This window comes from Paraburkholderia nemoris, assembly GCF_905221015.1.
Lineage (GTDB): Bacteria > Pseudomonadota > Gammaproteobacteria > Burkholderiales > Burkholderiaceae > Paraburkholderia > Paraburkholderia nemoris.
Genome location: NZ_CAJNBO010000004.1, coordinates 177,084 through 195,763, shown reverse-complemented (window position 1 = coordinate 195,763; position 18,680 = coordinate 177,084). Strand labels below are relative to the sequence as shown.

Sequence of the window (18,680 nt, the reverse complement as noted above, 5' to 3'; positions counted from 1 at the left end):
GTACCCATGGCGTGGTTTCTGTATCTGCTCGAATGCTCGGACGGCAGCGTCTATACCGGCATTGCCACCGATGTGCAGGCTCGCTTCGACAAACATGTGAGCGGTGAAGGCGCGCGCTATACGCGTTCGCGCAAGCCGGTGCAGGTGCTGGTGTCGTTTGAGTTGGCCGACCGGTCAAGCGCTTCGCGCGCAGAGTATTGGGTCAAGCGTTTGCCGCCTGCCGAAAAGCGCGCGCTAGGCGCGGGACTGCGCACGCTCGAATCCGTGTTGCCCGTGCCCGAACCAGAGCCAGAGCCGGCTGCCACCGACGAGCCATCGTCCACCTAACCCCGCGCCTCACGCATCCGCTCAGTCAGCAGCCGATGCATCAGCGCGATTTCGCCCACCGCGTCCGCCTCCAGCGACGTCAACCGCTCCCGCGGCGGAAGGTCGTGCCGGATCGGCCGCAACGTCCGGTTCAAAGCCGCCTCGATGTCGGCACTCGTGGTGTCAATCCACGCGCCGAGTTCATCGTGCATGCTGCGCCGGTTCGTACTCAAGCGCAGTTGCGTCGCCGTACCCGCCATCTTTCGCAACACGCTCAGTACCGTCAGCGTCACCGTGTCGACCATGGAGTCCTCGAGCTTTTCGAGTCGAATGCGGCCGATGGCCTCCTCGGCGTTATTGCTGCCCAAACCCGCGGCCCGGCGCAGGCGTTCCATGTCCTTCTCGCTTCGGTCCGGCGACTCCAGTGCAGCCCTCAGGTACGCAAGATTGGCCCGCACCGCGTCGCTCAGATAGGCGCGATAGTCGACCTTTTCCCGCGTCGGCCATAGATAGAACGTGGCCAGCAGCGCCAATACACAACCCAGCACGTTGTTGCCGAGCCGCGTCAACGCGAAGGCGAATTCGCTGGCGCCGGGCGTCGCGAAGTCGGCCACGAGCACGAAGGTCGGTGTCAGGAAAAGTACGAAGAGGCTGTAGCTGACGGGACGCAGCGCCATGGTGGCCACCACCAGCGGAAACACCGCCAGTGAAATGCCAAGGGGCGAATGAATCGCATAGCCGATCACGGCCGCCAGCAGGCCTCCGACGATGCTCCCGGCTGCACGCTCGATACTCCGTGGCCAGGTCGCGGCAATGGACGGTTGCAGGATCAGCAGCGTCGCCATGGTTGCCCAGTAGCCGAACGGAAGCCCGAGCGCCCGGATGACCAGAAAGCCCGCCGTGGTTGTGACGCCTACACGGGCAGCGTGGCGCAAGCCGACCGACTGAACGGAGAGGTTTGCCTTGAGGGTCGACCATGTCCGCGTCAGCAGTCTGGCGGCACTGTCCGACCACCCGAGCGGCTGCGCAGTCGTCGGCGCGAAATCGACCAGTTCGAAGTCGAACTTCAATGTCACAGGTTCCATCAGCGCGGATTCGAGTCGCCGCGCAAGGCGTCGCAAACGGAGTTGCAGATCGGCGAGACGATTCCATTGGGCTTCGTTGCTGGCCACGCCGATTCTTCGCAGAACCTCGCCCAGCCCGATCAGCAACCGCGCCGCGCGTCTGGTGCGACGTGCGTCTTGCGGGGTTTTTTCGCAGGCGCCGGTGACCGCAATCAGGTACGCAAAGAGCGCTTCACTCTCGGTCAAGAGGGCCAGCAGATTGTCGTAGTCTTCCCGGCCGGCCGTTCGTGAGCCAGGCACGTTCGCCAGCGCCTTGCGCGAGCGCTCCAGCGCAGCGCGTGCATCGGCGCGAAATTTCGCGGCATGCGTGGCCCACTCGCCAGGCGCTGCGCGCGCTTCGAGCAGGCGCGCGCTGTCCAAGGCGATATCAGCCAGACGCAGATACACGGCACGCAGCGAAGCGCGGCTCGTGCCGAACGGATGAATGCGCCAGACGGTCAAGCTCAGCACGACGGCGAACAGGCATCCGGCCAGATAGATGCCGAGAAACGCCACCCCTTCGCGAAGGTTGTGCATCGGCCGGTCGACCATCACCACACAGGCGGTCGCCGCGAGAATCGTCACCTGCGATGTAGCGGCGCCCCAGATCCTGCCGAACGCACCGAGCGTCGTGAATATCAGAATCGCAAGCGCCGCGAACACCGTTCCCTCGCCTGACGCAAAGGCGGTCACGCCACCGCACACGGTGGACAGAAGCGCAAAGCCCATCATCGAGGCGAAGCGCGCGCGATTCGAGCCGGCCGCATCCGCAAGACAGGTCCAGAAAGCGCCGATCGCGGCCCATGCAAATACCGGGTCGTGCAACAGATTGCCGAGCACCAGCATGGCGGTGGATGCGCAAGCGGCTCTCAGCCCTTCCGACAGGTTGGCCTCGCTCGTCGAAAACGACACCATCCATACCGGCCGTTTGCGGTAGATCGCGGTGACGAGCGCATACAAGCTCGCGTACAGGCGGCTCGGCCAGCGCAGCGACGAAGGGTTGGACTTGCGATTCAGCATCCGGACGGTGGGCTTCCAAAAAACGCACGTTGGCGCTACCTCAGCGCATTAATACGCCGACGGCGGAAAACCCGCCGCGGCCGCCGAATGATAAGGGTTAACACTCATATATAAAAATGCCTTCGGTTCATCCATTCGATGCGTTGTGTCTATGCGCCGCAACGCCCGGCCAGACAGCGCACTGGTGGCAAGACCCGCTGGGCGGAGAGCGGAATTCCCGAAAACGCCGCCCATGAAAAAACCGCGTGGCCCTTGCAGGCTCACGCGGTTTTTTCATCAGGCAGCGATGTAACGCAGCTTACTTCTTGTAGTTCGCCGCGCCTTCGGTGATTTCCTTGTGAGCGGCTTCGATGCCCGCCCAACCGTCGACCTTCACCCACTTGCCCTTCTCCAGCGCCTTGTATTGCTCGAAGAAGTGCTTGATCTGGTCCTTCAGGTAGACCGGAACGTCGTCGATCGACTTGAGATCGGCGGTCATCGGGCAGACCTTGTCATGCGCGACGGCGACCAGCTTGGCGTCGACGCCCGATTCGTCGGTCATTTGCAGCATGCCGAGTGCGCGGGCACGGACCACCGAGCCGGCCAGCAGCGGGAACGGCGTGATCACCAGCACGTCGACCGGATCGCCGTCGCCCGACAGCGTTTGCGGAATGTAGCCGTAGTTCGCCGGATAGCGCATGCCCGTGCCGATGAAACGGTCGACGTGGAGCAGACCCGTTTCCTTGTCAGCTTCGTACTTCACCGGATCGCTTTGCGCCGGGATTTCGATGATGACGTTGAAATCTTGCGGAAGGTCTTTGCCTGCGGGGACGTTATTGAAGCTCATGAGCGCTCTCTGATCAGATGGAATTCGGAACACGGCGTGCGGCGCGTGATCTCGAGCGGCGTGAAACTCGCCAGCCCGAGGCGCTACGGCCGGACAGTGCGGAATACGCCATTATAGCCAATCGGCCGATGGCACCTCTGCCTGGATCGGCGCGATAATCGTCTGGCGTCGCTCGATTGTGCCGCTCGTTTGTGAACACCGCATATCTGACCTCGGCCTGAATCACGGCTTGAATCATGGCTGGGTGACACCTCAAGGAGCATGCATGGAAGAAGCCCGGCATTTCATCGGCGGCGAATGGTCCGCTGCGTCAGGCGGCGAAACGATCGCCGTGCTCGATCCATCGGACGGCCAGCCGTTCACCCGGCTGGCTCGCGGCACCGCGGCGGATATCGACGCCGCCGTCCATGCCGCCCGCCGCGCCTTCGAAGGCGCATGGGGCGAAGCGAGCGCCGCCGAACGCGGCCGCGTGCTGTACCGGCTGTCGATGCTGGTGGCCGCCCATCAGGAAGAACTCGCCCAACTCGAAGCCCGCGACACCGGCAAGCCGCTCAAACAGGCGCGCGCCGATTCGGCTGCGCTCACGCGCTATTTCGAGTTTTACGCCGGCGCGGCGGACAAACTGCACGGCGAAACGCTGCCCTATCAGGCCGGCTACACGGTGCTGACGATCCGCGAACCGCACGGCGTGACCGGCCATATCGTGCCGTGGAACTACCCGATGCAGATCTTCGGCCGCAGCGTCGGCGCGGCGCTCGCCACCGGCAATGCGTGCGTCGTCAAGCCGGCGGAAGACGCGTGCCTCTCGGTATTGCGCGTCGCCGAACTGGCGGCCGAGGCGGGCTTGCCGGCGGGCGCGCTGAATATCGTCACCGGTTACGGGCACGAAGCGGGCGCAGCACTCGCGCGTCATCCCGGCATCGATCACATCTCCTTCACCGGCTCGCCCGAAACCGGCAAGCTCGTCACGCAAATGGCCGCGGAGAACCACGTGCCGGCGACGCTGGAACTGGGCGGCAAATCGCCTCAAATCGTGTTCGCCGATGCGGATCTCGACGTAGCGCTGCCCGTGCTGGTGTCGGCGATTGTGCAGAACGCCGGGCAAACCTGCTCTGCGGGCAGCCGCGTGCTGATCGACCGGGCGATTTACGAGCCCTTGCTCGACCGGCTGAGCAGCGCGTTCCACGCGCTGCGGGTCGGACCGTCGCACGCCGATCTCGATTGCGGTCCGCTGATCAATGCGAAGCAGCAACAGCGCGTGTGGGACTTTCTCTCCGACGCCCAGCACGACGGCATCCCGATGGCGGCGCACGGCGAAGTCATCCCCGAAGCGCCCGAAAGCGGCTTCTATCAGGCGCCCACCTTGCTGCGCGACGTGCCCGCAAGCCACCGTCTCGCGCGCGACGAAGTATTCGGCCCCGTCCTAGCCGCGATGTCGTTCGCCGACGAAGACGAAGCGCTCGCGCTCGCCAACGGCACGCAATACGGTCTGGTCGCGGGTATCTGGACGCGCGACGGCGCCCGGCAGATGCGCCTCGCACGGCGTCTGCGCTCCGGCCAGGTGTTCATCAACAACTATGGCGCGGGCGGCGGCGTCGAATTGCCGTTCGGCGGCGTGAAGCATTCAGGTCATGGACGTGAAAAGGGTTTCGAAGCGCTGTACGGCTTCACGGTGTTGAAAACCATCGCCATTCGTCACGGCTAGGCAGGCTGGGTCAATGCGGTTGAATTCGCAGCGAAGTTAGTCAAAGCAGCACCATCCACAACAAAACAACGGAGACATCATGCGGTTGACAGGTAAAACGGCCATCGTCACGGGTGGCGGCTCGGGTTTCGGCGAAGGCATCGCGAAGACCTACGCGCGCGAAGGCGCGAACGTGGTGGTCAACGATCTGAACGGCGCCGCGGCCGAACGTGTGGCGAGCGAAATCGCCATCGCCGGCGGCAAGGCGATCGCGGTGGCCGGCAACGTCGCGCTACGAGAGGATTGGCAAAAGCTGCGCGAGGCCGCGCTCGAAGACTTCGGCAGCGTGCAGATCGTCGTCAACAACGCCGGCACCACACATCGCAACAAACCGGTGCTCGACGTGACGGAAGCCGAATTCGACCGTGTCTACGCGGTGAACGTCAAAAGCATCTACTGGAGCGTGCAGGAATTCGTGCCGTATTTCCGCCAGCAAGGCGGCGGCGTTTTCATCAATATCGCGTCGACGGCGGGTGTGCGGCCACGGCCGGGCCTCATCTGGTACAACGGCAGCAAGGGCGCGGTGATCATCGCCAGCAAGTCGCTCGCCGTCGAACTGGGCCCGGACCGCATTCGGGTGAACTGTGTGAATCCCGTGATGGGCGAGACAGCGCTGCTGACCGAATTCATGGGCGTCGAAGATACACCGGAGAATCGCAAGCGCTTTCTCGCCGGCATTCCGCTCGGGCGTTTCTCGACGCCGCAGGATATCGCCAACGCGGCGCTCTATCTCGCCTCGGACGAGGCCGAGTTCATCACCGGCGTATGCCTCGAAGTGGACGGCGGGCGCTGCGTGTAAACGCCATGCAAGCCAAACCATCCAGCACGGCTAGAATCGCGATCGACGGCGGTACTTCATTTCCACAAGAAAAAAGGAGACACCATGGCTAGTCCTGCAAATCCGCTCCATCATCCCGGCGCGGGGGCGCCACCTTCCAGCTTCGAAGAGGCGACCTACCGCAAGGTCAGTTGGCGGCTCGCGCCGTTCCTGATGCTCTGCTACGTGGTCGCGTATCTCGATCGCGTCAACGTCGGCTTCGCCAAGCTGCAGATGACCACCGATCTGGGCCTGAGCGACGCGGTCTACGGCTTCGGTGCGGGGATTTTCTTCCTCGGCTATTTCATCTTCGAGATTCCGAGCAACGTCATCCTGCACAAGGTGGGCGCGCGGGTGTGGATCGCACGGATCATGGTGTCGTGGGGCGTGATCTCAATGCTGACCATGTTCGTCACCACGCCGACCATGTTCTATGTGATGCGCTTCCTGCTCGGGCTCGCCGAAGCAGGCTTCTTCCCCGGCATCATCCTGTACCTAACCTACTGGTATCCGTCGCACCGGCGTGGCCGCATGACCACCTGGTTCATGACGGCAATCGCGTTGTCCGGCGTGATCGGCGGCCCGGTGTCGGGCTATATCCTGAAGAGCTTCAACGGCATGAACGGCTGGCATGGCTGGCAGTGGCTGTTTCTCCTTGAAGGGATTCCTTCGGTGATCGTCGGGATCATGGTGTTTCTGCTGCTGGACGACCGCATTTCGAAGGCCAAGTGGCTCACCAAGGAAGAGAAGGAACTGCTCGAACGTCAGGTGTCAGCCGAAGAAGCCACCAAGCACGACATGCCGATTCGTGAGGTGCTCACGAGCGGCCGCGTGCTGATGCTGAGCCTCACGTACTTCTCGTTCGTGATGGGCCTCTATGGCGTGAGCTTCTGGCTGCCGACCATCATCAAGGCGACCGGCGTGACGGATGCGTTCATGATCGGCATCCTGTCGGCGATTCCGTTTGCCGCGGCGGTGGTCGCAATGGTGTTCGTGTCGCGCAGCGCGGACCGCAAACGCGAGCGGCGCTGGCATATCGCATTGCCGGCCTTCGCCGGGGCGATCGGTCTCGTGCTCTCTGTGGTGTGGGCGCACAACACGGTGCTGGCGATGGCCTCGCTCACGCTCGCGACCATGGGCATCCTCACCACGCTGCCGCTGTTCTGGAGTTTGCCAACGGCGATCCTCGCCGGCACGGGCGCGGCCGCCGGTATCGCGATGATCAATTCGATCGGCAATCTCGCGGGCTTTCTCAGCCCGTATGCGGTCGGCTGGCTGAAGCAGGCGACTGCGGCGAACGACTCCGGCATGTATATGCTGGCGGCGTTCATGATCCTCGGTGGTCTGCTGGCGATCAGCGTGCCGGCGAAGATGGTCAATAAGTGACGAAAAAGCCCCCGGCGTTACAAAACGCCGGGGGCTTTTTCCATCTGGTGCCGCGCTCAACGCATCAAACGATATTCATCGCCAACGCACTCTCGCGATAATGCTCGCTCGCCTTGGCCGAATCGCCGATCTGTTCATGCAAACGCGCCAACGCGCGATGCGAACGAATTTTCAGCGTCTCATTGTCGGCCAGTTTCAGTGCGCGCTCGAGGAACGATTGCGCCTTGCCCCACAACTGCTGATGCAGGCATAGGCGGCCCAACGCGAACATCAAATCCGCATCTTCCGGGCGATCCTTCTGCCAGCCTTCGGCCTTCTGGATCAGCGGCAACGCGTCGCCCCCGGTCGTGTCCGGATAACGGCGCAGCAGACGCGCGTCCCAGTTCTGCGCCAGCGCTTCTTCGACGATCTTGCGTGCTTCCTGCGGACGATTCAGCGCTACCAGCAGTTCGGCGGCGAGATCGGCGAGACGCGGCGAATGACGTTCCGTCGCCGACAGCGAATTCCACAACTCCAGCAGCGCATCGGCGTTATGACGCCGGTCGCGCAGCAGGTTTTCCGCCGCGAGCTGACGCAAGCGCACCGCGACCGCCGGGTGGATCGCTTCGCGTTTTTCCAGCGTCTTGACGAGCTTGAGCACTTCGCCCCAGTTCTTCAATTGCTGTTGCGCGCGCAACGTGATCTGCTGCGCGTGGATCCGCCGTGAGCCCTGCGACTGCATTTCGGTCAGCGCGGCGAGTGCGCCGTCCGCGTCGCGGCCATCGGCACGCATGTCGGCAGTGGCCATCAGGCGCGCGTCCTGCCAGTCGGCCCCGTCGATCTGGGCGAGCCACTCGTCGCGCCGCGCATATTCATGCATGCGATGCGCCGCGGTGGCCGCGATCAAACCAGCCGCGCCCTTGTTGTCCCCATTCGTGAGCGAATCTTTCGCGGCTTTTTCAGCGCGCGAGAAACGCCCGGCGTACAGATTGCCGATCGCGTCACGCAGAGCGGCGTGCGCCTTCGCGACACGCGAGCGTGCGCGATAGGCCGCCACGCGCTGCGGCATGCGCCAGATGTTGCGCACGATGCGCAGCAGCGCGTACATCAGGATGAACAGCACCACCAGCCCGACCACGAACAGATTCAGCGAGATGTCGACGCGGTACGGCGGATAGACCAGCAGCACCTGCCCCATGTCGAAGCGTCCGACCACCGCCAGCACCACCGCGATGGCGAACAGCAGCGCGAGCCATAGAAGTCCCCGGATTGCCATGATTAACCTCGGCTCCGGTATTGATTGACGGCCTGCAGACTGGTGTTCAGATTCGGCAGTTCAACCGCGGCCGAGCCCGCATCCACCTGCTTGACCAGTTCGACCACGGTCTGCGTTTTCTTCGAGGTATTGTCGAAGTAGCGCGTGAGCGCCGCCTGCGCCGCCTGCAGATCGGATTTCAGCGTGGTCTGGTTGCGCGAGAGCAGCGCGAGCCGCGCCGACAGCAAACGCAGCTTCAGATTCTCGCGTACGAAATAGCCTTGATCGGGCGTGACGAGCATGGCGTCGGCGTTATCGATGCGGCGCACCTGCACGAGGCTGGTGAGCTGCTGGCCGATGCCGGTTGTGACTTCACGCCACCACACTTTCCAACGCGGCTCGCCGGTGGCCGCGGCCACCTTCGCCGTATCGGCCCAGGTGGCGGCCTTCGGCGTTGCGTGAGCAATCGGGGCTTCGCCGGAGAGCGGCAGGTTGTCGACCTGGTCGATCGCGTTGTCGAGCTTGATCGCCATACCCGTCAGATCAGTGGACGGTGCAGACTTCAGCTTGTCGATGTCTTGCGCGATCGCCTTGCGCACGGTCACGGCCTGCGGGCTATCCGACGCGGCGAGACGCGTGTCCGCGCTTTGCAGCGCGAACAGCGCGAGCTGCGTATTGCCTGTGAGCTGCAATTGCTGGCTCGCGGCCGACAGCATCTGGCCCACTTCGGCCATTGTCCAGTCGTCGCGATTGCGGGCGAGATCGGCGTATTGCTGTTGCAGCGCCTGCTGCGCGGTCTGCGCATCCGCAAGCTTGCCTTCGAGTTGCGCCACCTGCGAGTCGGACTGATGCACCGTGGCCAGCGCCTGATCGGTCTTGACGCGCAAGTCGTTGGTCTGCGCGTCGTTGGCCTGCTGGCGTTGCACGAGCTGCTGCTCGGTGCGCTCCACCTTGCGATTGAGCGCATAGCCGCCCACCCCCGCCGCACAAGCGATGATCACGACGACAAACCACAGCAGCGGTCCGCTCGCGCTGCGGCGCTTTTGCTGCGCTTCGTAGGGCGTGAAGGGTGGATTCGGCGGCAACGCAGTGGTTGCGGCCGGCTGGGGTGAAGCGTTCGTGGATGCGTTCGTTTCAGTCATGCGTGATTTAGCCGGTGAATGAGCCGGGTTGGACGGTACCGGTTGAACAACGGTCGGGACGGCGGCAAGCAAGGCGCGGGCAATACGCTCATCGCCCGCACCGGACACCGTAATGCTATCAAAACCCAATGCCCGCGCGGTCTGCGCGATACGGGGATGCGGCGTGACCAGATCAGCGTGCTTCAGTTGCGTGATTTCGTCGGCGGTTAGGTGCTCCTGCGCGAGTTCGTGCAGGTTGCGCACGCCCTCGGAGCTGGTGAGCAGCCAGGCATGCGGCGCACCGGCCAGAAGCGCGTGCACGCGCGCCCAGCCGCCGATCGACGGTTCCGGCACGAGGCGGCGATAGGCCGCGACCGTTTCGAGTTCGGCGCCCGCCTCGCGCAGGCGGTCAGCGAGCCATTCGCGGCCGCCGTCGCCGCGCACGATCAGGACGCGCTTGCCTTCGAGGCTCGTCGCGCCGAGCGCGGTATCGATCGCAGCGAACAGGCCTTCGGAATCGAAGCGCGCCGTATCTTCCTCGGGTGCGAACGACGGGCTGATGATGGTGTACGCCGGCGCCGCGACGCCGTGGCGCGCCAGCGCCTGCACGCTGCCTGGTCCGACTACACCGATCGGCAGCGCGTGCGGCCAGATCGCATCGCTCCTCGCAAACGCGTGATCGACCGCATTAGGCGAGACGAACACCACAAGTGCATAGCGTTCCAGAGAGGCCAACGCTGCACGCAACGGCGCTTCGTCGGTAACCGGTGCGATGTCGATCAGCGGAAAGTCGAGCACGTCGACACCCGCCGCTGCGAGTTGCGCGATCAATTCGTTCGACTGACCGGCCGGTCGCGTAATCACGACCGTGAACGCCGCCTTGCCGACGGATGAGGATGCGTTGCCTGGGATATCGGCCGTCATCACTCGCCGGTCGCCGCGCTGTCCGCCGACCCTGCGGCGGGGCCGCTGGCCGTGCTCAACGCGCGGACGATGTCCATCGCACCTTGCTGCTCGAGCGCGTCCGCCACTTCCTTGCCGAGCGCCACAGCACGTTCGACGGTGGGCGCCGGCGCCGATGCGTGCGCGCTCAATACACGCTGGCCGTCAGGCGTAGCGACGATGCCGCGCAGATGCAGCGCGCCGTCGTGCCAGTGTGCATAGGCCGCGAGCGGCACTTCGCAACTGCCGCCGAGGGCGCGCGAGACCATCCGTTCCGCTTCGACGGCCGCTGCCGTGTGTTCATGATGCAACGGTGCGAGCCATGCCGCGAGGTCCGCGCGATCGGCGCGAATCTCGATGCCGAGCGCGCCCTGACCGGCTGCGGGCAAGCTGTCTTCGGGATCGAGATTCGCGCGGATGCGCTCGCCAAGACCCAAACGCTTCAAACCCGCAGCCGCCAGAATGATCGCCGCATAGTCGCCGCGATCGAGTTTCGACAGACGGGTGTCCAGATTGCCGCGCAACGGGCGCACCACGAGGTACGGATAACGCATGCGCAGCATAGCCTCGCGGCGCAGGCTGGAGGTGCCGACCACGGCGCCGGCTGGCAACGCGGCAAGCGAGTCGTACTCGTTCGACACCAGCGCGTCGCGCGGATCTTCGCGCTCCATGATGGTGGAGAGCGCGAAGCCCGCGGGCAGCTCCATGGGCACGTCTTTGAGCGAGTGCACGGCCAGGTCGGCGCGGCCGTCGGCCAGCGCCGCTTCCAGTTCCTTGACGAAGAGGCCCTTACCACCAACCTTCGACAAAGTGCGATCGAGAATTTGATCGCCACGTGTCGTCATTCCGAGGATTTTTACGTCACAAGATGGATATAATTTGTGCAGCGCACATTGCACATGCTCCGCCTGCCACATGGCAAGGCGGCTTTCTCGCGACGCAATCACAAGCGTGTGGGGTGGCGCAGAAAACGTCTCGGTGTTCATTAGCTTGCTGATCGAATGACGGGATGTAATAACAATCAATGTTAGCACGCGCCCTTGTGTCTCAAGGCACAGCGGAGCGCCGTGCCGGCGCGGTATCGATGGAGGAGACGGGCCTCGTAGAGCGCACGCCTGCCTCGTCCCAGCCTGTTCAAGCACGGTCGTTCGCGCACCGGAGCGCGGCATGCGGGATGATGCAATGCGGCGCAACGTGGCTGTCGTGCACGCAATGCACGTCACACACCTCGTGCGCTTCATGCAAATGCACACGCGGCTACCCTCTCCGGCGTATTGCCATCGCCGCATACCGTGTTGTCCAGGTTTCGCGCAGTTCCCGTTGCAAGTCTTAGTGCAGTTCCGCAGTAGCAGTTCATCACTCAACAGACCCTGGCTTCCCTGAGGAAACCCATCGTGACGTCTTCCGGATCGGCGCGCCCTGCCCGCCGCAACACTGCATCGCCCAACGCTCAAGCGGCTGACGCCGCAACGGCTGCCCAGTCCACACCGGCCCAACGCGCCGGCAAAGCTGCCAAGGCAAGCCAGGCCGCTAACGTCGCCAAAACCTCCAAATCCGCCAAAGCCTCCACGCCCGCCAAGGCGGACAAGACAGTGAAGGCCGTCAGGACAGGTAAGGCGGCGCAAGCCGCGAACGCCGCCCAGACGCTGAAACCGGCCAAGGCGAAATCCCCGAAGACCAAGGCCGTGGCAAGCGTTGCCGCGCCGGAAGCCACTCAGGTGCCCAAGCTGCAAGCCGTTTCGCCGGATACGGTCGTGCCCGCCTCGAAAAGCAGCGGCCGCACGCGCGAGGACAAGGACCATCCGCTGTTCCAGGACATCCGCTATCTCGGGCGCCTGCTCGGTGACGTGCTGCGCGAACAGGAAGGCGACGCGGTGTTCGACGTCGTGGAGACGATCCGCCAGACCGCCGTGCGTTTTCGCCGCGAAGACGATAGCGCCGCCGCGCAAACGCTCGATAAAAAACTGCGTTCGCTGAGCCCGGAGCAAACGGTCAGCGTGGTGCGTGCGTTCAGCTACTTTTCGCATCTTGCGAATATTGCGGAAGACCGCCACCGCAATCGCCGTCACCGGATTCACGCGCTGGCCGGCTCGACCTCGCAGCCGGGCACCATGGCGCACGCGCTCGAACGGCTCGTCGAGGCAGGCGCCGCCGCGACGCCGGTCCTGCAGCAGTTCTTCAACGATGCGTTGATCGTGCCGGTCCTGACCGCGCACCCTACCGAGGTGCAGCGCAAGAGCATTCTCGACGCGCAGCACGACGTCGCGCGACTGCTCGCCGAACGCGATCAGCAGTTGACCAACCGCGAACGCGCGCATAACGAAGCGATGCTGCGTGCGAGCGTCACGTCGCTCTGGCAAACGCGGATGCTGCGCGATTCGCGCCTGACGGTAGCCGATGAAATCGAAAACGCGCTGTCGTATTACCGTGCCACCTTCCTCGAAGAAATTCCGGCGCTCTACGCCGACATCGAGGAAGCGCTCGCCGAGCACGGCCTCGAGGCGCGCCTGCCGCCGTTCTTCCAGATGGGCAGCTGGATCGGCGGCGATCGTGACGGCAATCCGAACGTCACGGCCGAAACGCTCGAACACGCGATCACCCGCCAGGCCGCGGTGATCTTCGAACACTATATGGAGCAGGTGCACAAGCTGGGCGCCGAGTTGTCGGTGTCGAACCTGCTCGCGGGCGCAAGCGACGCGTTGAAAGAGCTCGCGGCTATCTCGCCCGACCAGTCGCCGCACCGCACCGACGAACCGTATCGCCGCGCCTTGATCGGCATGTACACGCGACTCGCGGCAAGTGCTCGCGTGCGTCTGGGCGAAGGCAGCGTGCCGGTGCGCAGCGCAGGCCGCGGCGCGGCGCCGATCCGCGCGATACCGTACGACGACTCCGCCGAATTCGTGCGCGACCTGCACGTGCTGATCGATTCGCTCGCCGAGCATCATGGCGCGCCGCTCGCGGCGCCCCGCCTGTCGCCGCTCGCGCGCGCCGCCGAAGTGTTCGGCTTCCATCTGGCGAGCATCGACTTGCGTCAAAGCTCCGACATCCATGAAGCGGTGATCGCCGAGTTGCTGAAGCGCGCGGGCGTGGAAGACGACTACGCGTCGCTCTCCGAAGAAGACAAGCTCAAGGTGCTGCTCGCCGAACTGTCGCAGCCGCGAGCGTTGCGCCTGCCGTACGCCGAGTACTCCGACCTCGTGAAGAGCGAACTCGGCGTGCTCGAAGAGGCCCGCGTCACGCGTGAGAAGTTTGGCGCGCGCGCGGTGCGCAACTACATCATTTCGCACACGGAGACCGTCAGCGATCTGGTCGAAGTGATGTTGCTGCAAAAGGAAACCGGCCTGCTGCACGGCCGCCTGGGCGACGCGCACGATCCGGCGCGCGCGGGGCTGATGGTGATCCCACTGTTCGAAACGATCCCCGACTTGCGCAACGCACCGCACATCATGCGCGATCTGATCGCGCTGCCGGGCGTCGGCGCACTGATCGAACATCAGGGCAACGAGCAGGAAGTGATGCTCGGCTATTCGGACAGCAACAAGGACGGCGGCTTCCTCACGTCGAACTGGGAGCTGTACCGCGCCGAACTGGCGCTCGTGTCGCTGTTCAATGAACGCGGCGTGACCCTGCGCCTGTTCCATGGACGCGGAGGCACGGTAGGCCGTGGCGGTGGCCCGACCTATCAGGCGATTCTGTCGCAGCCGCCGGGCACCGTCGACGGCCAGATCCGCCTGACCGAGCAAGGCGAAGTGATCGCCAGCAAGTTCGGCAATCCGGAAATCGGCCGGCGCAATCTGGAGACGGTGGTGGCCGCAACGCTCGAAGCCTCGTTGTTGCCGCACGGCATTGCGCCCGCGCAACTGCCCGCCTTCGAAGAAACGATGCAGCAATTGTCCGACGCGGCGATGGCGTCGTATCGCGCGCTGGTCTACGAAACGCCGGGCTTCAAGGAGTATTTCTTCGAGTCGACGCCGATCGCCGAGATCGCCGAGCTGAACATCGGCAGCCGTCCGGCTTCGCGCAAATTGCAGGACCCGAAGCAACGCAAGATCGAAGATCTGCGCGCGATTCCGTGGGGCTTCTCATGGGGCCAATGCCGTTTGCTGCTGACCGGCTGGTACGGTTTCGGCAGCGCGGTGGCCGCGCATCTGGACAGCGCACCAAGCGACGCCGAGCGCACCCGCCGTCTTGCGCTGCTCAAGAAAATGCACAAGACGTGGCCGTTCTTCGCGAACCTGCTCTCCAACATGGACATGGTGCTGGCGAAGACCGACCTCGCGGTGGCCTCGCGCTACGCACAGCTCGTGTCGGACAAGAAGCTGCGCAAGCATGTGTTCGAGCGGATCGTCGCGGAATGGGAGCGGACATCGAAGGTATTGTCCGAGATCACCGGCAAGAGCGAACGGCTCGCGGAGAATCCGTTGCTTGCGCGTTCGATCAAGAACCGCTTCCCGTATCTCGATCCGTTGAACCACTTGCAGGTCGAGTTGCTCAAGCGTCACCGCGCGGGCGATACCAACGCACGCGTGCGGCGCGGGATTCATTTGAGCATCAACGGGATTGCGGCGGGGCTGCGCAATACGGGCTGATCAAGGCCACATCAACCGGGTGGGTAGTACCGCCCGGTTGATTCGACTTACTGCGTAGACTTACTGCGCCGCGATCATCAGCGCGTCGAGCTTGAACGAGCCGTCTTCCTGCACGTCGAAATACTGGCGCACTTCATCGGGCGAGTTGCTCCACAGCGAGCGAATCGCCACCACGCGCGGCTCCGGCGTGCGCATGCGCGCCACCCACGAGCTGAACTCAATCTCAATGCGCCAGCGCTCGCGAATCGATGCCGTGAAACCGGCCGCTTCGAACAATGCAATCCATTCGTCCGCGCGGTAATCGCGGATATGCGAGCCGTCACGCAACACTTCGATTGCCTGAATATGCGTGTCGAGCAGCGGATGATCGGCGCCGGCGATGTCGATGAACAGCACCTTGCCGCCCGGCTTCAACACGCGACGCACTTCGGCCAATGCAAGCGGCACGTCGTGCCAGTGATGAGCGCTCATCCGGCTGATGATCCAGTCGAACGAATGATCGTCGAACGGCAGCGTTTCGGCGGCGCCCTGTTGCGTGCGGATGTTAGTGAGGCCGCGATCTTTGGCCGCGCCGTCGACAGTCGCCAGCATCTGCGGCGCGATGTCGTACGCGACCACTTCTTTCGCGTGCGGCGCGACCGCGAAACTCGCGTGACCTGCGCCACAGCCCATATCGAGCACCTTCGCATCCGGCGTCGCGGCGATCGATTCCGCCAGCGTCTGCAGATCGGCGCCGGTGGCATGCGTCTGACTCGTCAAATACGCGGCGGCGGTCGAGCCGAAGGCGTCGGCGACCTGATCGTGATGCTTCATGGGATGCTCCGGTTATGTACGTGGGGTTGCGCCTGGGCTTGGGCCCGGGTCTCTCTGGACGGCACTGCGTCGTTCCAGTCGTTACAATAGAGCCCGCCGTGTACCAGTACAAGTTAAGCAATTATTCTGGTATCGATAACACCACCCCCGCCAAGCGCCGCCCGATCAGAATGACCACGCCGTCCTCCGCCGACAATCCGCCGCCGCTCGAAGCCACGCCTGCCCGCGCACTTGGCGACTTCATCCGTGCGCATCGCGAACGGCTTTCGCCGCAAGCGCTCGGTCTGCCGCCGGGCCCGCGCCGCCGCACGCCCGGTCTGCGGCGCGAGGAAGTCGCGCAGCTGTGCGGCGTCAGCCCGACCTGGTACACGTGGATCGAACAGGGCCGCCCCGTCTCCGCTTCCGCCGATGCACTGGCGCGGATCGCTGTCGCGCTGCAACTGTCGCGCGCCGAGCGGGCGTATCTGTTCGAACTGGCCGCGCAGCGCGACCCGGCCGAGCCGGACCCAGCCGCCGCCGACGCGCCCGCCACCCTGCTCGAAACCGTACAGCTCGTGAACGCACCGGCCTACGTGCTCGACCGGCAGTGGAATGCGCTCGCCTGGAACGAACGCGCCGCCGACCTGTTCGTCGGCTGGCTGGACGGCACGCACGACCGCAATCTGCTGCGCTACACCTTCACCGAACCGGCCGCGCGCGAGCTGATCGTCGACTGGGAAACGCGCGCACGGCGCCTCGCCGCCGAATTCCGCGCCGACTCGATCCGCCATCTGAACGACGCCCCCACCCGCGGGCTGATCGACTCGCTCACCGCCGCCAGCGACGCGTTCGCCCGTTTCTGGGCGTCGCAGGACGTCGGCGGCCGGGAGGGCGGCAGGCGCGAATTCAACCATCCGCGCGACGGCCGCCTCGTCTACGACCAGATCACCTTCAAGCCCGCGCATCGCGAGGACCTGAAGCTGGTGGTGCTGGTACGGGAATAGCCGCGGTGGAGCAGAGGCGCGCTGCAGCATACGTGGCCGCTGGCAGGCGGCGTCTTTGATGCGGTCCGCCAGTGTTAAAATCCCTGTCTTTCTTCGCTTCCGCGGCGCCTGCACATACGCTAACGCCGCCAGCCTCCTCACCTCGTTCAACTGCCCAACACCATGACGTCCCAACTGCACAAAAAAGGCGAAGCCTGGTCGGCTCGCTTCTCGGAGCCGATGTCGGAGCTCGTCAAACGCTACACGTCGTCGGTTTTCTTCGACAAGCGTCTGGCGCTCGTCGATATCGAAGGGTCGCTTGCGCACGCCTCGATGCTGGCCGCGCAGAAGATCATCGCCGCCGACGACCTCGCCGCGATCCAACGCGGCATGGCGCAGATCAAGGGTGAAATCGAGCGAGGCGAGTTCGAGTGGCAACTCGATCTGGAAGACGTGCACCTGAACATCGAAGCACGCCTGACCGCACTGATCGGCGACGCCGGCAAGCGCCTGCACACGGGCCGCTCGCGTAACGACCAGGTGGCGACGGATATCCGCCTGTGGCTGCGCGGCGAAATCGAACGCATCGGCGGCCTGCTGACGGAATTGCGCACGGCCTTGCTCGACATGGCGGAGAAAAACGCGTCGACCATCATGCCGGGCTTCACGCACCTGCAAGTCGCGCAGCCGGTCACGTTCGGCCACCACCTGCTCGCCTACGTCGAAATGTTTTCGCGCGACGCCGAACGCATGGTCGATTGCCGCAAGCGCGTGAATCGCCTGCCGCTGGGTGCCGCCGCTCTGGCCGGCACCAGCTATCCGATCGACCGTCATGCCGTGGCGAAAACGCTGGGCTTCGACGGCATCTGTGCGAACTCGCTGGACGCGGTGTCCGATCGCGACTTCGCGATCGAGTTCACGGCAGCGTCGGCATTGATCATGACGCACGTGTCGCGCTTCTCGGAAGAACTCGTGTTGTGGATGAGCCCGCGCGTCGGCTTCATCGATCTGGCCGACCGTTTCTGCACCGGCTCGTCGATCATGCCGCAGAAGAAGAACCCGGACGTGCCTGAACTCGCGCGTGGCAAGACGGGCCGCGTGAACGGCCATCTGATCGCGCTGCTGACCTTGATGAAAGGCCAGCCGCTCGCGTACAACAAAGACAATCAGGAAGACAAGGAACCGCTGTTCGACACCGTCGATACGGTCGCGGACACGCTGCGCATCTTCGCCGAAATGGTCGCCGGCATCTCGGTGAAGCCGCAAGCGATGCGCGACGCCGCGTTGCAAGGTTTCTCCACGGCAACGGATCTCGCCGACTACCTGGTCAAGCGCGGCCTGCCGTTCCGCGACGCACACGAAGCGGTCGCGCTGGCGGTTCGCGTGTGTGCCGACCGCGGCTGCGATCTGGCCGACCTGACGCTGGAAGAAATGCGTAAGGAACTGCCGAACGTCGCGCATCTGATCGGCGAAGACGTGTTCTCGTATCTGACGCTCGAAGGTTCGGTGGCGAGCCGCAACCATCCGGGCGGCACGGCGCCCGAGCAGGTGCTCGCGGCGGTCAAGGCTGCACGGGAAGCTTTGAAGTAAGCTAGCAAGCGGCGCAAAGAAACAAAGGCGAACCTGTCGGCGGGTTCGCCTTTTTCGTTTTCACGGCCGGCCAACTGGATTGCTTGCGCAAAGCGTCGCGCAAAAAAGAAAGCCCGCGCGAAGCGGGCTAAATGAAAGACTTCCACCGATGCCTCTCGAAAGAGGCCATCGAAGTGTAGGCGTGTTTTGGCCGCCGGCAAATCCGGTCATATTTCAGCCTGTTACAA

Annotated in this window: 13 protein-coding genes; 7 read left to right on the top strand and 6 right to left on the bottom strand. The window is 64.2% G+C overall.

What is annotated here, in order from left to right:
* Window positions 1-6 precede the first annotated feature (6 nt).
* Window positions 7-327, top strand: a complete 321-nt coding sequence (locus tag KHO33_RS07745) for a GIY-YIG nuclease family protein (protein WP_054035064.1) — start codon at window positions 7-9, stop codon at window positions 325-327.
* On the opposite strand, the gene KHO33_RS07740 is transcribed toward KHO33_RS07745, so the two are convergent.
* Together KHO33_RS07740 and ppa are read right to left on the bottom strand one after the other, a co-directional pair.
* Complete coding sequence (locus tag KHO33_RS07740; protein WP_200564377.1) at window positions 324-2,429, bottom strand: FUSC family protein; 2,106 nt, start codon at window positions 2,427-2,429, stop codon at window positions 324-326. The two genes, KHO33_RS07745 and KHO33_RS07740, sit on opposite strands and share 4 nt — an antisense overlap.
* A 298-nt stretch (window positions 2,430-2,727) precedes the next feature.
* On the bottom strand, window positions 2,728-3,255 hold the full coding sequence (gene ppa, locus KHO33_RS07735; protein WP_200564376.1) for an inorganic diphosphatase: 528 nt from the start codon (window positions 3,253-3,255) through the stop codon (window positions 2,728-2,730).
* A 265-nt stretch (window positions 3,256-3,520) separates the two neighbouring features.
* On the opposite strand from ppa, the gene KHO33_RS07730 reads away from it, so the two are divergent.
* The 3 genes from KHO33_RS07730 to KHO33_RS07720 all read left to right on the top strand — a co-directional run bounded on the left by KHO33_RS07730 (window position 3,521) and on the right by KHO33_RS07720 (window position 7,202).
* Window positions 3,521-4,960, top strand: coding sequence for an aldehyde dehydrogenase family protein (locus KHO33_RS07730; protein ID WP_200564375.1), 1,440 nt, complete (start codon window positions 3,521-3,523; stop codon window positions 4,958-4,960).
* A gap of 79 nt (window positions 4,961-5,039) precedes the next feature.
* Window positions 5,040-5,798, top strand: coding sequence for an SDR family oxidoreductase (locus KHO33_RS07725; RefSeq protein WP_054035066.1), 759 nt, complete (start codon window positions 5,040-5,042; stop codon window positions 5,796-5,798).
* Window positions 5,799-5,882: 84 nt separating this feature from the next.
* Window positions 5,883-7,202, top strand: coding sequence for an MFS transporter (locus KHO33_RS07720; protein ID WP_200564374.1), 1,320 nt, complete (start codon window positions 5,883-5,885; stop codon window positions 7,200-7,202).
* Between the two features lie 64 nt (window positions 7,203-7,266).
* Here KHO33_RS07720 and KHO33_RS07715 read toward each other — a convergent pair whose 3' ends face one another.
* The 3 genes from KHO33_RS07715 to hemC are packed head-to-tail and all read right to left on the bottom strand — an operon-like array spanning window position 7,267 to window position 11,485.
* A complete protein-coding gene (locus tag KHO33_RS07715; RefSeq protein WP_200564373.1) occupies window positions 7,267-8,457 on the bottom strand; it encodes a heme biosynthesis protein HemY in 1,191 nt (396 codons plus the stop codon).
* 2 nt (window positions 8,458-8,459) lie between these two features.
* On the bottom strand, window positions 8,460-10,481 hold the full coding sequence (gene hemDX / locus KHO33_RS07710; RefSeq protein ID WP_200564372.1) for a fused uroporphyrinogen-III synthase HemD/membrane protein HemX: 2,022 nt from the start codon (window positions 10,479-10,481) through the stop codon (window positions 8,460-8,462).
* A complete protein-coding gene (hemC, locus tag KHO33_RS07705; protein ID WP_200564371.1) occupies window positions 10,481-11,485 on the bottom strand; it encodes a hydroxymethylbilane synthase in 1,005 nt (334 codons plus the stop codon). Before hemC ends, hemDX begins: the two co-directional genes overlap by 1 nt.
* Before the next feature lie 408 nt (window positions 11,486-11,893).
* Between hemC and ppc the strand changes: the two genes are divergently transcribed.
* Entirely contained in the window at window positions 11,894-15,088 is a 3,195-nt protein-coding gene (gene ppc / locus KHO33_RS07700) for a phosphoenolpyruvate carboxylase (protein ID WP_200564370.1), read from the top strand.
* Window positions 15,089-15,148: 60 nt separating this feature from the next.
* Here the strand turns inward: ppc and KHO33_RS07695 are convergent, their stop codons facing one another.
* Window positions 15,149-15,901, bottom strand: a complete 753-nt coding sequence (locus KHO33_RS07695; RefSeq protein ID WP_200564369.1) for a class I SAM-dependent methyltransferase — start codon at window positions 15,899-15,901, stop codon at window positions 15,149-15,151.
* Between the two features lie 170 nt (window positions 15,902-16,071).
* Between KHO33_RS07695 and KHO33_RS07690 the strand changes: the two genes are divergently transcribed.
* Complete coding sequence (locus tag KHO33_RS07690; protein WP_093643881.1) at window positions 16,072-16,884, top strand: helix-turn-helix transcriptional regulator; 813 nt, start codon at window positions 16,072-16,074, stop codon at window positions 16,882-16,884.
* Between the two features lie 162 nt (window positions 16,885-17,046).
* The gene (gene argH / locus KHO33_RS07685) at window positions 17,047-18,453 is read left to right on the top strand and encodes an argininosuccinate lyase (protein WP_200564368.1); all 1,407 of its coding nucleotides are present in this window, start codon (window positions 17,047-17,049) and stop codon (window positions 18,451-18,453) included.
* The last annotated feature ends 227 nt before the right edge of the window (window positions 18,454-18,680 follow it).